14 protein-coding genes are annotated in these 14,393 nt (G+C 43.9%); 5 read left to right on the forward strand and 9 right to left on the reverse strand.

Going from position 1 to position 14,393, the window contains the following annotated elements; genetic code table 11:
• Positions 1–39 precede the first annotated feature (39 nt).
• The 5 genes from BZA03_RS18365 to BZA03_RS18385 all read right to left on the reverse strand — a co-directional run bounded on the left by BZA03_RS18365 (position 40) and on the right by BZA03_RS18385 (position 5,420).
• A complete protein-coding gene (locus BZA03_RS18365) occupies positions 40–1,452 on the reverse strand; it encodes a collagen-binding domain-containing protein (RefSeq protein ID WP_110289526.1) in 1,413 nt (470 codons plus the stop codon).
• A 181-nt stretch (positions 1,453–1,633) separates the two neighbouring features.
• Complete coding sequence (locus tag BZA03_RS18370) at positions 1,634–2,044, reverse strand: biopolymer transporter ExbD (RefSeq protein ID WP_014950746.1); 411 nt, start codon at positions 2,042–2,044, stop codon at positions 1,634–1,636.
• 142 nt (positions 2,045–2,186) lie between these two features.
• The gene (locus tag BZA03_RS18375; RefSeq protein WP_014950745.1) at positions 2,187–2,975 is read right to left on the reverse strand and encodes a CLCA_X family protein; all 789 of its coding nucleotides are present in this window, start codon (positions 2,973–2,975) and stop codon (positions 2,187–2,189) included.
• Between the two features lie 25 nt (positions 2,976–3,000).
• A complete protein-coding gene (fldB, locus tag BZA03_RS18380; protein ID WP_014950744.1) occupies positions 3,001–3,537 on the reverse strand; it encodes a flavodoxin FldB in 537 nt (178 codons plus the stop codon).
• A 17-nt stretch (positions 3,538–3,554) separates the two neighbouring features.
• A complete protein-coding gene (locus BZA03_RS18385; protein ID WP_110289527.1) occupies positions 3,555–5,420 on the reverse strand; it encodes an alkaline phosphatase family protein in 1,866 nt (621 codons plus the stop codon).
• Between the two features lie 271 nt (positions 5,421–5,691).
• Here BZA03_RS18385 and BZA03_RS18390 point away from each other — a divergent pair, with 271 nt between their 5' ends.
• Positions 5,692–6,813, forward strand: coding sequence for a hypothetical protein (locus BZA03_RS18390; RefSeq protein WP_110289528.1), 1,122 nt, complete (start codon positions 5,692–5,694; stop codon positions 6,811–6,813).
• Between the two features lie 89 nt (positions 6,814–6,902).
• Here the strand turns inward: BZA03_RS18390 and msrA are convergent, their stop codons facing one another.
• The gene (gene msrA, locus BZA03_RS18395) at positions 6,903–7,448 is read right to left on the reverse strand and encodes a peptide-methionine (S)-S-oxide reductase MsrA (RefSeq protein ID WP_110289529.1); all 546 of its coding nucleotides are present in this window, start codon (positions 7,446–7,448) and stop codon (positions 6,903–6,905) included.
• A gap of 224 nt (positions 7,449–7,672) precedes the next feature.
• Here msrA and BZA03_RS18400 point away from each other — a divergent pair, with 224 nt between their 5' ends.
• From BZA03_RS18400 to BZA03_RS18410, 3 genes are all read left to right on the forward strand, one after another.
• Positions 7,673–8,068: a thiol-disulfide oxidoreductase DCC family protein gene (locus tag BZA03_RS18400; protein ID WP_014950740.1), complete on the forward strand. Its 396-nt coding sequence runs from the start codon at positions 7,673–7,675 to the stop codon at positions 8,066–8,068.
• Complete coding sequence (locus tag BZA03_RS18405; RefSeq protein WP_110289530.1) at positions 8,058–8,783, forward strand: SDR family NAD(P)-dependent oxidoreductase; 726 nt, start codon at positions 8,058–8,060, stop codon at positions 8,781–8,783. Before BZA03_RS18400 ends, BZA03_RS18405 begins: the two co-directional genes overlap by 11 nt.
• Positions 8,784–9,094: 311 nt before the next feature.
• Positions 9,095–10,516: a sodium-dependent transporter gene (locus BZA03_RS18410; RefSeq protein WP_110289531.1), complete on the forward strand. Its 1,422-nt coding sequence runs from the start codon at positions 9,095–9,097 to the stop codon at positions 10,514–10,516.
• 115 nt (positions 10,517–10,631) lie between these two features.
• On the opposite strand, the gene BZA03_RS18415 is transcribed toward BZA03_RS18410, so the two are convergent.
• Together BZA03_RS18415 and BZA03_RS18420 are read right to left on the reverse strand one after the other, a co-directional pair.
• Positions 10,632–11,444 carry an NAD-dependent epimerase/dehydratase family protein gene (locus BZA03_RS18415; RefSeq protein ID WP_075177894.1) on the reverse strand — a complete coding sequence of 271 codons (813 nt, stop codon included), beginning with the start codon at positions 11,442–11,444 and terminating at the stop codon, positions 10,632–10,634.
• 166 nt (positions 11,445–11,610) lie between these two features.
• Positions 11,611–12,441, reverse strand: a complete 831-nt coding sequence (locus BZA03_RS18420; protein ID WP_014980326.1) for a DUF2884 family protein — start codon at positions 12,439–12,441, stop codon at positions 11,611–11,613.
• 346 nt (positions 12,442–12,787) lie between these two features.
• Between BZA03_RS18420 and BZA03_RS18425 the strand changes: the two genes are divergently transcribed.
• Positions 12,788–12,979 carry a hypothetical protein gene (locus BZA03_RS18425; protein WP_014950735.1) on the forward strand — a complete coding sequence of 64 codons (192 nt, stop codon included), beginning with the start codon at positions 12,788–12,790 and terminating at the stop codon, positions 12,977–12,979.
• Between the two features lie 75 nt (positions 12,980–13,054).
• Here BZA03_RS18425 and BZA03_RS18430 read toward each other — a convergent pair whose 3' ends face one another.
• Positions 13,055–14,392 carry a mechanosensitive ion channel family protein gene (locus BZA03_RS18430; protein WP_014950734.1) on the reverse strand — a complete coding sequence of 446 codons (1,338 nt, stop codon included), beginning with the start codon at positions 14,390–14,392 and terminating at the stop codon, positions 13,055–13,057.
• Position 14,393 lies beyond the last annotated feature (1 nt).

Genomic DNA, 14,393 nt, shown 5'->3' on the forward strand with positions numbered 1-14,393 from the left:
AGCCGCTTTTGCCTGAAGATTCACTCTCTTTTTAAAGCGTTAATTCGCTTTTCTACGTCTAGCTAGCATGAAACATCCAGCGCCAAATAAGAGGGCGATTGATGCAGGTTCACTTACGTTGATAGCGCCGAACTGATAGTTATTTACTTGGCCTGTCGGCGCATTGTAGGTTTCGCCGTCGTCATTAATCAGTTGCACCAACGGAGTGACCAAACTATTAGCAATGACGTTACCGTCTACATGACCATTGTAGAAACTTAGCTCTGCATATGGCGCCAGTACACTACCTTTAACACCCACACTATGTAGTGTAAGAAAATCAGCATCAACAAAGTTAAACAAGATGTTGTTGGTATAAAGGCCATCATGACGCTGACCTACATTGTTGTCATTGTCTCTGTACTGGCCATTTTCTCTGAAATATTCATTTTCCTGCGTAAAGGCTGTATTAAAGAAGCCAGTGTTAAATAACTCAACTGATTCACCGTACACATTGATGATGTTGTAGCTGCTGGTTGAGAAATCGTAAACAATGCCTTTATCAGCAGCGCTGAACCAACTAGCGTCAATATTGTAGATATTGATGTCATCAGAGCCAGAGAAGGTAATGGTATTTAATACATCCTTGCTAGCGTCGGTACAAGCAACCGCTTGATCCGAATCGTTAGCGTCAGTGCACGACAATGTTGTTGTGCCATTCACCGACATTGACGCAAACTCCTGAGACTGCGCTGTTACTTCGGCAGCAATAGCATTAAAGTCAATATTGTTAACGTCAGCCTTACTCACGCTGCCCTGTTCTACAGATGTTGCTGTCGAACCATTGATAGCGGTGTAATTGTTAACGTCGTTAAGCGTTACGGTACCGTTAACTTCGCTGCTATCAAGTTCAACACTAGACTCAGCAAATACGTTTCCGTTTTCAACTTGGGAGCCATATAAAGTAGGGTTACTCACACTGTCGTAAACACTATTAGGCCCACCAAGTTTCACAGTATTGGCGTGCACATCACCTGATACAACATTTGAGTTACCTAGTTTGACATCACCTTTCGATGAGATACCGCCAGACTTCACCGTAGAATTAATGAGATTTACAGTCTGCTGAGCGTTAACCGCTTTATCGAATGTGAGTTCAGAGCCAAACACCATACCTGAAACGGTAGTTGAACCACCGTGAACATCACCGCGCGTGAAATGAAGGTTACCGCCTACGGCAAGAGCAGACTCAGACATATCTGGCGATAGCAGTAAGCCGACATTGAAATCGGATACGTTCATTTCGCCACCGACAGCTAGTCTTCCTTCAACATCGGAAGATTGGCCGGTAAAGCTATCGAAGATGAATGCGTTGTATTCAAACGCTTCACTTAATTCAATTTTGGCGGCAGACACTTGTGGTGCTGACATAACCGCTGCAAGTACAGCAGTATAGAGTATTTTTTTGTGCATAATGGCTCCAGTGACATCAGAGTCTGGAACCGAGTTTCAACATGGATTTTCCAGACACACCGAATGGTACGATCTGAACAAAATTCATGCGATAGCACAAGAGATACTTTGGTATAAGGTCTTATACGAAAAAAGCCACCCGAAGGTGGCTTTCTTTAATTTGCGTGGTCAGAAAGGCGTTTTAGCTGCTCTTTTTAACCAAAACAGATACTTTATCAATACCTGCAATTTTAACTTGGTTCATAACTTCTACCACAGTACCGTGCTCACTGTCTTCGTGAGCCTGGATAGCAGCTGAATCCGTGTTGTTTTCCGCTAGGTATGTTTGCGTGTTTGCAACCACACGACGAATATCAACTTCGCGGCCGCCCATCATAATTGTGCCATCAGCATCAATACGGATAGAAAGCGCTTTTGAAGGCTTATCGTTTTTCGCTTGATTATCTTCAGGACGGTTTACGTCCAAACCTTTCTCTTTCACGAACGAGGTCGTTACGATGAAGAAAATCAACATGATGAACACGATGTCCAACATGGGGGTCATATCAATCTGAGCCTCGTCTTCAGCCGAGGTATGCTTCTTTCTTTTCATCTCGTCTTCTTTCTTCTGTTACGTTCGAGCGCTTTAGTATACTGCTTGTTACAAAAATATACAGGGTTTTGTACAAAAACAGTGTGCTCATTAACACTTGTTGTTGAAAAAATACTCAGTTTCACAGTAATAAAACAACAAACTAGGTTTGTTTATGTGAAATAGCGACACCTAATTGGTAAAAATACAACATCAATGCCTGATTGAGTGATGTACGCAAGTTACCATGAGGATAAATGCCAAGTCTAGCTTCCGTTGATTTTTTTGTCCCCTGCACCAAAAATGCGTTTTTGATCTCGTGATCTTGAATACAGGCTTCAAATGCGCGGGCAGCCATCTCCTGAGGCATAGCATAATAATACATTTTTAACGCGCGATCAGCTTCTACGGATCGCACAAAGTACTCATTTGGTCTTTTTTGATCATTTAGGAACAATAGCGAGAAACAATCGCTCAATTTTTGATTCAACGGATGAGGATTCATCGGGGCATTGTCGAGCCAGGCCTGTGTGGCAAAGCTACCGGCAGCAATACCGTCGAACATGCGCGGCGCAATATAATGATCGAAAGCGTGAAACCATTCGTGGGCTAGCGCTCCGGCTCCTGCATTTTTTGCTAGCGCAAGCTGTCTTTTCGCACTGTTGTAGTGGGCACTGCTGTGTTTTTGACCGCCACTGCCAAAAGCCAGTGACAGGGATCCGTTTAACGATAACACCTGTTCATTGATATTTAAGATCGCGACCAGATCGTAAAGCGCATCGAAAAAGAGGTTAGCAGCGATCTGTTGTTCTTCTGCTGTTACCCATCTACCCACAGTGATCGTAGCGAAATTAAACAGTTTGCGAATATCTTGAAATGAAACATCAGCGCCGTCCCTGTGGCTTGGGCCGTTGCGATAAAACTGCTGATGAATACGGCCTTTACTTTCCAACACTGACATCCGAAATTTATAGGCGTTAAGCCATCGAGACCAATAACTGTTCGCACCATGCTTCGATGCGCGCGTCTGTTTTGTCGTATTGGTTTTCATCGTCAAGAGACAGGCCAACAAACTGAGTTTTGTCTTCGGTTAACGCTTTTGAGGCGGTAAACTCGTATCCTTCGTTTGGCCAATAACCCACGATCTTACAGCCTGATGGCAATATTGCATCGTGAAGCATGCCTAGTGCATCTTGAAACCATTCACCGTAACCGAGTTGATCGCCAAGTCCGAATAAGGCGATGGTTTTCCCTGATAAATCCAAACCGTGCACTTCTTCCCAATGAGACTCCCAATCTTCCTGGAGCTCGCCAAAGTCCCACGTTGAAATACCAAAAATGATAATGTCGTATTCGGCCGTGCGCGTTAGGTTAACGTCTTTAATGTTGTGAAGGTCAACAATATCTTCGTCGAAAAGGCTATTGAGCTGCGCTTGGATTTTTTCTGCTGCCATTTCGGTATAGCAGGTTGTTGAGCCGTAAAATAATCCGATGGACAGTGCGCTATCACTCATTAGATACCTCTTTTGAACTAATCGTCTTTAGAAGCTGGGAATTCTACCTCTTTACCGTTGCTCAACAAAGCTTTGCACTGAACATCGGTGGTTTTCTGTGAAATTTTTAATACACCAATGGCGCAACCGTTGAATAATTCGCCATAGCCCAAACTTGGTTCTCTCGCTTTTACTGACATATTTCGACGTCTTGTGAAAAGGTTTAGAGGCGATTTAGAGCGATAAAGCACGCGGTTTAATCTATCTAGCCATTTGATCAATCCATCCGGAAAGGCGTTTTTTAATCCGCTGCAGGTGAACTGGGTGATGTGGGGGCTGTTGCGCCTAAAGCGCAGGCGTACATCGTATACAAAGGAATAGTGCACATCGCCAGATAGAATGATGAAATCGGGGGGCGTTTTGTAATGCCTGAATATGTTTAATATAACGTTCGCGGTGCCTTTGTGGGCCATCCAGTTCTCAGCATCAACAGTAAGCGCCTTGCCAAAAAACGTAAACACCTTTTGAATGGCTTCGATAACCTTTACACCATAAATGGGAGCGGCAGAGACGACGATGACAGATTCTTTGCCAATTATAGAATGCTGAAAATCACACAGTGCTTCCCAGTCCATTAGCCCCGAGGGCTTATTCATATTAGATTCACTGCGCCAACGCTGCGTGCGGGTGTCTAAAACCTCAATAGGTGGTGTGGTATCTAAACGGTAATGCCACTGATCAAAATCCAACAGATCATCAATGATTTCATCGTGCGAGTTTAAACCGCTTTCTCCCATTGATTCTTGTACTTTAGCAATTAATGGCGCTACTTTTTTTGGAGCATTTCCCCAGCCTTGGCAAAGCAAGTAGCCGATAAGCGCATTGCCGATCATGCGTTTTGATAGAGGGTTTCCATAGACTTCTTGTTCCCAGCCCCGGGTTAAGTTCCAATCGTCGGTAACATCGTGATCGTCAAAAATCATATAGGTAGGAATGTGTGCCAGGGCCCTACGTACCTGCGGTAGCTGTTTTACAAAGCCGTTAAGCGCCTCGTGTTCTTTGTCGAAAATAGCGTGGTATTTTGGGGGGATCCCATCTTTATCTATATTGATATCAGCCCAAAGCGTGTCGGACCACACCAGTAAATACATAGCGATGATCTCCGCACTGCCAATCAAATGGTTTTGCGCGTTTACTGATGTGAATACCGGTTTTTTCTTAGCACCAAAGAATATTGAAGACAGTACCGTATTGGTCGCAATTTGTGGCAGAAGCTGCTCTCGTTCGTAATACCCATGTTCATGTGTGGCAAGTTCATTAGTGTTCGTTACTACTGCCCCTTCCAGTGCTTCATGATAAAGACCTAAACGGTCAATCACGCTGTGTATGGCTTTAAGCATAGGACCTGCGACATCATCAGCGTAAATTTGATCGCCCGTCATCAACAGGAGATCGGGAAAATCATTTTGCTTTTTGAACGCATTTTTATGGAGTACATCTACTTGTGCTAGGGCATCATCACTGTGAAAGTGAGGCTTACGGCATGAGCCGTGCAATATAGTCTCGGGAGTCTCGGTGTAGTGGAAACATAAGAAAGACTGTCCATCGTAAAGAAGCCCGCGTTGTTCATTTTCCCATGAAACCTGCTGAGCATCGTCGCTAAAAGATAGCGAGTAACCTATCCGCGCAGTATCTTCGAAGGGCTCTGACGAAGTGAAAGAGAGCAAGTGTATAAATGCGTACTTACCTACGCGTATGGTTTCGCGTTGACAATTGCCGCTGACGACGACTTCATTTGCAGATAGATTTAGCGCAGGTGAATCGGCGTTACTGGTTACTACCCAAATATGACATTCTGTAGATGTCACCTTTCTTACTATTGGACCTGCAATAACTTGGGGCAAGTGCTGCGTAGAAATGACGCTCTCCTTTAATTTTCGTCAATATTAATACACGTAAGCGTGTTAACTAAATATGCTGCACATTAATCGAAAACATGATGACAGCACGACTATTTAACGTTGCCAAATCATATATGTACTCAGCAAACCTGATGTCTATCGCATAACCTTACTCTTTTTTGTGAATAAACGGTATGCTCGATATACTCCCTTACAATTTTTTCAGTTTTACCTTTTGCTCTCGTCTTAATAAACGGAGAGAGGACTTCACACTATGCTAAAATATTTAACCAGTGCTGTGCTAACCACTTTACTGATAAGCGCCTGTAGCGAGCCGAAAGACGTTGTTATTACTCCTGAACCTCAAGACTTAACAGAAGTCGCTGTGGGTAAATGGATCCTTGATGAAAAAGGCAACGTTATGTTTGATCCTCAAACCTCAGGGTTAGTGGTGCTAGACGGTCAACTTGTCACTATCGCAGATGCTAGCGCTGATACCACTCAACAGTTGAAACTTCATAGCATTTCACCAGATACCGCAACGCTGAGCGCATCGAGCGAACGCTTTTCATTTTCCAACACCGTGCGCCGAAGCTGCTTTTATAGCTATTTGAGTGAGCAGCCTGATTTAGAAGCGCTAGCCGTAGACCCCAGAGATACTAACGTAATTTATACGGTTACCGAAGATGCTACCCGTACCGGCGCGTTAAGCCCTCGCTGTGAAACCAAATACGAGGAAACAGGGTCAACAGATTACCCTACCTTGTTGGTAAAATTGACACGAAAAGATAATGGCTCGGTTGAAATGTCGGATGTGCGACCTCTTCAGTTTCCCAACGATTTTGAAGTAGGTAATTTTCCTAACGACGGCATTGAAGGGTTGACGATGGCTGAAGACGGCACGTTATATCTGGCGCTAGAGAAAGATAAAGCAGGACAGCCAAGAATTTTTACATTGGCTGTTGATGAAGACTTTTTCTCGTCGAATGATTTTGCCACAGTGAGCGAGCCTAACCTTCAACTTCCTTCGTTTACTTCAGGTAATCATCCTATCAATGGACTGGCGTTATATACTCATTCAACGGGCGCATCCTATTTGTTTGGCGCAGCAAGAAACGACAATGAACTGTGGGTAATTGATGTGAGTGGCAGTAAGCCAACAAAGCGTATCCCTATTACTTTCGACGTTGCCGGCGATCAGAGTTGCGAACAGTACACAATGGATAATTCGTCGATGGAAGGATTAGTGACCATTGAAAATACCTTGTGGATCATTAACGATCCTTGGGAGAAAAACTACCTTAAAAACGCGACGTGTGAAGCGCATAAGAAGCGTTATGAAGACTTAGCGCCTTTATTATTTCCACTAGAAATTAACAGCGTTTGGTTTGAATAATAAGAAAACGAATAGATTGAAAAACAAAAGGGTTGCTTTTAAGCAACCCTTTTTATTGTTGGCTAACGCTATTAATATCGCTGTTTTATTTATGCGTCGCTGCGAAGTCGAGAAGCGAAGGTTTTTTTGAACTTCGCAAGTTTAGGTGCCACCACCATAGAGCAATATTGGTTTTGTGGATTATTTTTGAAGTAATCTTGGTGGTAGTCTTCGGCGTCGTAGTAGTTATTTATTGCTACTATTTCAGTCACTACGGGATCGGGCCAAATCTCTTCTTCTGTGATTTCTGCGATAATTTTTTCTGCTTCAGCTTTTTGTGTATCATCGTGATAGAAAACCGCGCTGCGATACTGTGTTCCTACATCATTGCCCTGTCTGTTAAGCTGTGTAGGGTTATGCAGCGCAAAGAAAATTTCTAGTATCTCTCGGTAGCTAATGCTGTCGGCATCAAATGTCACTTGTACCACTTCAGCATGGCCAGTATTTCCTTTGCATACCTCTTCATAGGTTGGATCGGCCTTTTCGCCTCCAGCATAGCCAGAAATTGCTTTTTCCACGCCTTCAACGCTATTAAACGCTGATTCGATACACCAAAAGCATCCGCCTGCCAATGTGGCGACTTGTAAATTTGCCATAGTAAAAACCTCTCTTAATCTTTGTCTGTAGTGTGGGTGCGGGTAGGTCACAACACAAGTCATCCAAGCGTGTTTTTTTATCGTATAAACGAATATTAAATAAGAATAATGTGCGAGCTAAGTGAAAGGTTTTAACATGTGAAGTTAGCTGCTTTCTTTCAAGCAGTTTGCAACTGGTAAGAATGTGTATAAACGTGTTCAAAATTTGGCAGAGGTATTCAGTCGTGATTATTTTCTATGACGGGTATTGTCCGTTGTGTATCGCTGAAATGCGTCATTTAAGAAAAAGAGACAAGCACAACAAATTAACATTGGTAGATATTCAGGCCCCCGATTTTTCGAACCGTTATCCAACCATGGATTGGCATGCACTCAATGCAAGAATTCACGGACTTCGTGAAGACGGGACGTTGATAACTGGCCTTGATGTCACTCATGAAGCATGGAAAGCCGTGGGCATGGGTTGGCTATATGCACCGCTTCGCTGGCCTGTTATTCGTTATGTAGCCGATGCTTTCTACAATGTATTCGCAAAGCATAGATACACCATTTCATACCTGTTAACAGGTAAAAAACGCCAGTGCGATCGCTGCATACCAGGAGAAGCCAGTGAAAAATAACGTCCTAATAGTGGGCGCGTCGGGGGGTATTGCGTCTGCGCTTATTGAGCAATATAGCAGTGAAGGTGCTAGGGTGTTCGCGGTCAGTCGCGCCCCTATATCTGACACCAGTCATTCTGGGGATGTTACCTATCATCAGCTAGCCGAACAGGACGATAGGCACATAAGCGAATTTGTTGAACAGCTGGCTGAACAGCAGGTTGTGTTAACTACGGTAGTTATCACAACAGGCTTTCTACACCGCGAAAGCGATGGCATTCATCCTGAGAAACGTTTGGAAGATGTCAGCGAGCAGGCCTTAGCGGCTTATTTTTCGACTAACAGCATTATTCCCGCAATGTGGCTCAAGCATTTGGTGAATATTATGAGTAAAGAAGGCTCAACCCTTGTTTGCTTAAGCGCGAGAGTAGGGAGTATTTCAGATAATGGACTTGGCGGGTGGTACGGCTACCGCGCGTCGAAAGCGGCGCTCAACATGTTGGTTAAAACGGCGTCAGTAGAATACAAGCGCAGATTGAAAGACGTGATGCTTGTTTGTTATCACCCTGGGACGGTTGATACGGGGCTTTCTAAGCCTTTTCAAAAGAACGTCGCCGCCAAGAAACTGTTCACGCCTGAGTTTACCGCTAAACAGCTCATTCACCACCTTTCTGCGCTTAATCGAGACCAAGCTTGTCATTTTATCGACTGGAATGGCGAAGTGGTAACTTGGTGATACGGTCTAACATCATTTCAGCAAGTCCAACATCAAGACTTTTTATTTCACTGCTGTTACCATGCTATTTTTGGGAATGGTGCAGCGTATTGATAAGCCCATAGAGGTAGCAATACAACGCGTTGACGCCACACGTGAGTCATAACAACAAACGCCATCCTGATAATAAATAATACCAGTTCGCTCGGCTTGATTCTTACGAATAGTAAGTACCGACAACCAGCATAAATTGTGAGCACACGACGTGTTTGTGCATCACAAGGCGTGATACGGCGAACTGCTATAACAATAACTCAACAAGAGGAAGGGATATGAGCGGGGCCAGAGAACAGTTCGGATCGCGCATAGGTTTTATTTTGGCTGCTGCAGGTTCTGCGGTAGGCATAGGTAATTTGGTAGGGTTTCCTGTCGGTGCAGCTAAAAATGGCGGTGGTGCATTTCTTTTAATGTACGCTATTTTCGTTTTTGCCATTTGTTTACCGGTAATGCTGGCGGAAATGTCAGTTGGTCGCCATGCTAAAAAAGACCCGCTTGGTGCATACAGTGATATAAGCGGTAATGAAAAGAAATGGAAAGTCGCGGGGTGGCTAGCTATTGCTACGCCGTTCATGATTGCCGTTTTCTACATGGTTATTACTGTGTGGCTTTTCGGCTATTTGTTCGAAGCAGTAAGCGGAAATCTAGACAAGTTAGCTAACCCAGAAACCTTTGGGCTGTTTATTAACTCAGAAGCCATCTTTTTATATATGGCGGCCGTTGTTGGTGTGGTCTACCTCATCCTTCAAGGCGGTGTAAAAGAAGGGATAGAAAAAGCGGCAAAGCTGCTCATGCCTGCGCTTTTCGTGATGCTTATCGGTCTCGTTATCTTCGTATTAACCCGCGAAAATGCGATGGCTGGCGTTGAGTTCTACATCGTTCCTGAGTTTTCAAAAATCACTGCTGAAGTGGTGAATGGTGCGCTATCGCAGGCCTTTTTCTCTCTATCGTTGGGTATGGGTATTCTTATTACCTATGGTAGCTACATTGATAAGCGTGCAGATGTACCGAGCGCTGCCAAGCTGGTGGCGTTAACAGACACGGCCGTGGCGTTCACAGCCGGTTTGATGATCCTTCCTGCCATCTTCTCTTTTAACCCAGACATTAACCCTGATGATTTAAGTGAATCGTCAGTGGGTATGATTTTTACTTATCTACCTAGTATCTTTCTAGCGTTACAAGATTCGATTGGATATATGGGCGCATCGATTGTCGCTAGCTTGTTCTTCTTATTAGTGTTCTTTGCGGCAATTACGTCGCTAGTGTCTATTTTTGAAGTACCTGTTGCGGCGCTTATGGATGAAAAAGGTGTAAGCCGTAAATGGGCGCTTGGGTCGCTAGGAAGTATTATGATTTTGCTAGCCATCCTAAGTGCGTTGTCATTCGGTAAAGTTGATATGCTTACGTCGTTTATGCACTACGCTGGCACAGATAAATCACTGTTTGATGTCATTTACGATGTGTTCTACGACACGATTTTGCCTTTAAACGGCTTGCTAATTTGTTTGTTTGTTATTTATCGTTGGAAGAGTGCAAACTTCAATGCTTCTTTGGAAGAGGGCAGCAGTGGTTACAAAGGCAGCTGGTTTGAAAAGTACGTGGATATTTCGCTTAAAACCTTTATTCCGCTTATTTTACTCGTGATTTTTGTAAACACGGTAGCGGTAAAATACTTCGGGTTGAGCCTATTCGGATAGTCAGGTTTTACAAGAAATGACGTGAGCTAGCAGTGAGCTCAACTTAAAAACGGCAAGCCTAAAGCTTGCCGTTTTTGTTTGTGTCAGAGTGTGTATTTTACACTAAGTGTAAAGCCTAAAACATGCGATAGGGGTCGCTATACTCTGGTGTAATATTTAGCCTTGCCCAGCTTTGTGCGGCGTCAATCACTTTGCCAGCAGGTTCTGCTTCAGTATCAGAAAAGCGAGGAGCATCAATATCCATCGCCTTCGCTGCATCCACGTAATAAATACCGCGCTTAGGATGAGACAAGCTGCAAAGGTGAATAACATCGTTAAGCGGCTTGCCACAAATGATGGTCGTCAGCGCAGATACAATGTCGTACACATGTACAAGGTTTATTCGCTTATTTCCTGCATCTAACTGTTTTCCACTTAACGAGCGGGCGGGGTGACGGTCTGGGCCTACTAAACCGGCTAGGCGAACAATACTGATATCAACCTTACCTCGCTTAGACAATAAATAGTCTTCAATAGTCACGTGGGCTTTGGCCGAGGCTGTTTGCGGCTGTGTAGTGCTAACTTCGGACACTACCTCGTTTGTTGCATCGCCGTAAACCGACGTGGTGCTGATAAACACGATATGCGCCACCTTTACGCTGATGGCTGCGTCTATCAACTGCAGCATATTGTTGGTGTATGACGCGAGATCTGTGTTTCTCCTGCCAGGGGGAATATTTAGCAACAAGGTAGCGTTTGGCAAATGGTTACAAAGCGCTGATGTATCTTCGCCCAGGGCATATTCAATTGCGGTGATACCTTGGTCTTTTAACGCGAGACGTTTCTGTTGGCTTCGAGTGGTGCCAACAATATTGACCTTGCCTGAAAGTGCGTTGCCCACATAGCTGGCTAACCAGCCGTAGCCACTAATTACTACATTTTGAGTCATCGATTAAATACCCCTTTGTTTAGGGCTTAAGAGTACATTAATTGGAGGGCGGTTGTCGTTAACTGTAAAAATGAAAAACCGACTGGGTTACAGTCGGTTTTCTAAGGTGAGTGGTTAGAGTTGCAAGTCGTTTCGTTTTGCGCGTTTAGTTAGCTAAATGCTCCAACTACATTTTCATTTCGTCGTTGTGGTCATGGTGATTGTCTTGATCAATATCTAGCAGGTTCAAGTCATCTAGCCCAGATATGGATGCCTGCATTTTGCCTTCGGCATAATCCGCTTTCTTCAGTACCTTACACAATGCATCGCCTTTTTCTTCTAGCGCAGCCGCTTGGCTTTCTAAGCGATATTCTAAATCTTCACCCCAGCGCTCCATCTTTTGCTCAAACTCAGACATATCACCGCCTTCCCACAACATTTGTGTTCCTACGGCAATAAGTATTCTACCCATAGACTCACTGATTAAAGACTCAATTTGCGCTTCGAATTCTTGCTCCCAGCTTTCGTCAAACCAACCTGGCTCATCGAATTTAGTTGAATCAACGCGAATATTGCCTGCGTCATCATAGAATGAAGTGTTTAGTTTGGTTTCAAGTGAGTCGAACAGTTCACGAAAATCGTCACCCATTTGATCGCCGCCCAACAGTTCAGTAAACACTTCAGTCACTGCCACGTTGGCAATTTGCAGCCCTTCACTGGCGATATTCAAGGTCATAGGGATGGCGATATCAATGTTGTTGTAATATTCACTTACCCAGCGCTGTTGTTCGCTGTCAAGCGATACTGATTCACCGTTAATGGTCATATTGTGATGGGAGTCAATCGTCATCACTGAGCCATTGTCCATCTGTACCGTTAGGTCACCTTGGTAATATTGAATATGACCATCAAGCTCCATGTCACAACTGTTGTTTTGAAAGCTGCTGTCATGCGCAAATGCGTGGCCGCTCATTAAAGCACTGGTAAGGGCAACTGAAAGTAATAGTTTCTTAGACATTGTTCATTCCTTAATTTACGTGTGACGCGTTAACGAAAGTGCTCGAAGCAAACTGCAATGCGTTGTAGTGTCACTGTCAGATAGACGCTAACGATACTCGCTGTTATACCTAAGGTAGAGCAATGGCCTTGCCAATATTTAAAGTCTATATCTTTCAAATGGTTAGTAATATTTGATGATTTCTTTATGCTCTGCTAAATACACTATTTAGTGAGATTACCAACTAATTAGTAGTTTTGACTAAGATCAATTAATACCAATAGCGGTACATTTAAGCCAATCCAAGCATGGTTAAATCTTATTTATTGGTGCATAATACCGCCAATATTTTTAAGGGGTTATCACAATGGCTGATTGGATTAATGCAATTATGTTTGGTGTTGCGCTAATTGCCTTTACGCTAGGGCTAAGCAGCATCGTTATGGGCTTTATGACTGCTAAAGCAGGTGCTGAAGGTATGCAGGAAAAAATCGAGTACGGTTTTTTTGGCGTTACTGGTTTAGTACTTTGCTTACTGATGGCCTACGCATTGGCTTAAGCGATAAGCATTAAAAAAACCGGCTATCTCAGCCGGTTTTTTTTCGTCTTGAACAAGTCTTTATTCATCACTGCCTTATCGATTAGGTTCGCTCTTCTCCTGAGCATCCTCAGGCGCATTGTCGCTTTCGGGACTATTTCTATAAGCGCTTTGTTCGCGATGGGCAAGCAGCGACAAATGTCCATCACGTTGATAAGCACGTAAATCGAACAAATCCAGCATAGCCATAACGTGGTCGAAAATATCCGCCTGTACTTTTTCGTACCTCACCCATTCCTTTTGTGCACTGAAGCAGTAAATTTCTAAAGGTAAACCAAGCTCATTAGGCGGTAGCTGCCTAACCATTAGGGTCAGTTCTTGGTTTATATCCGGGTGCTTGCGCAAGTATGCCTCTAAATAAGCTCTAAAAGTGCCGATGTTGGTAAGGCGACGGCTGTTTAGCAGATCCGACTCATCAATGGAGTAATCTCGGTGATAAGCGCGGAGCTCATTTTTCTTCTTATCGATATATTCGTTGATATAGCGAATTTTCGAAAAGCGCTCTAGCATATCGTTGTCACAAAGCTTAATAGAGTGCACATCAATATAAATGGCGCGCTTAATTCTGCGTCCGCCAGACTCTTGCATACCGCGCCAGTTCTTAACTGCTTCTGTAGTAAGGCTGTAAGTCGGCAGCGTAGAAATGGTTTTATCCCAGTTCTGTACTTTGACGTTGGTAAGGCCTATCTCGAGTATTTCACCATCTACTTCATACTTAGGCATGGCAATCCAGTCGCCCGTATTAAACATGCGGTTAGCGGCTATTTGAATGCCGGCAACAAAGCCCAGAATGGTGTCTCTGAATATCAATAGTAAAACAGCGGCAATGGCGGTTAAGCCAGACACAATAAGTAGCGGGCTTCTGTCTACAATTAAAGAGATACTTAATAGTATGGTGACAATAGCAAATGCCAATTTGGTAACTTGAATAAAGCCAGTGATAGGTGCGCGTTTAGCAAGCGCTGAGGCGTTATAAACGTCTTCCACTGTGCTCAACATGGCATATAAGGCAAGAAGGCCGCTATATAGCATGTATAGCTGAGCGCTCTTTATCACCATACCGTGCATCACGGCTTCATCGCTAATAAGTACCGGTGTGGTTAAGTAAATAAACAGGGCAGGAAACAGGTGCATTAAGCGACGGAAAAATCCGTGCTGCTGCAAGGCGTTGTCCCAGAGGTTATTGGATTTGTATACCCAACTGGCTATCTGGGGGCGCACCAATAGCCTTGCGATAATATAGATTACCGCCGACACCACTAAAATACTACTTAGTGCGATGACGTTATACAGCGGATCTTCAGTAGTAAGATTCGGGAAAATATCATTAACTATGTGAATAAAGTTATCGCGTACTGAAGCACTGACTTCCATT

The sequence above is a fragment of the Alteromonas sp. I10 genome (genome assembly GCF_003201515.1).
Classification (GTDB): Bacteria; Pseudomonadota; Gammaproteobacteria; order Enterobacterales; family Alteromonadaceae; genus Alteromonas; species Alteromonas macleodii.

Excerpts from the sequence above, each read along its gene's own strand:
- BZA03_RS18365 (WP_110289526.1), bottom strand. The coding sequence starts at position 1,452 with ATGCACAAAAAAATACTCTATACTGCTGTACTTGCAGCGGTTATGTCA.
- BZA03_RS18370 (WP_014950746.1), bottom strand. The coding sequence starts at position 2,044 with ATGAAAAGAAAGAAGCATACCTCGGCTGAAGACGAGGCTCAGATTGAT.
- fldB (WP_014950744.1), bottom strand. The coding sequence starts at position 3,537 with ATGAGTGATAGCGCACTGTCCATCGGATTATTTTACGGCTCAACAACC.
- BZA03_RS18390 (WP_110289528.1), top strand. The coding sequence starts at position 5,692 with ATGCTAAAATATTTAACCAGTGCTGTGCTAACCACTTTACTGATAAGC.
- msrA (WP_110289529.1), bottom strand. The coding sequence starts at position 7,448 with ATGGCAAATTTACAAGTCGCCACATTGGCAGGCGGATGCTTTTGGTGT.
- BZA03_RS18410 (WP_110289531.1), top strand. The coding sequence starts at position 9,095 with ATGAGCGGGGCCAGAGAACAGTTCGGATCGCGCATAGGTTTTATTTTG.
- BZA03_RS18415 (WP_075177894.1), bottom strand. The coding sequence starts at position 11,444 with ATGACTCAAAATGTAGTAATTAGTGGCTACGGCTGGTTAGCCAGCTAT.
- BZA03_RS18420 (WP_014980326.1), bottom strand. The coding sequence starts at position 12,441 with ATGTCTAAGAAACTATTACTTTCAGTTGCCCTTACCAGTGCTTTAATG.
- BZA03_RS18425 (WP_014950735.1), top strand. The coding sequence starts at position 12,788 with ATGGCTGATTGGATTAATGCAATTATGTTTGGTGTTGCGCTAATTGCC.
- BZA03_RS18430 (WP_014950734.1), bottom strand. The coding sequence starts at position 14,392 with ATGGAAGTCAGTGCTTCAGTACGCGATAACTTTATTCACATAGTTAAT.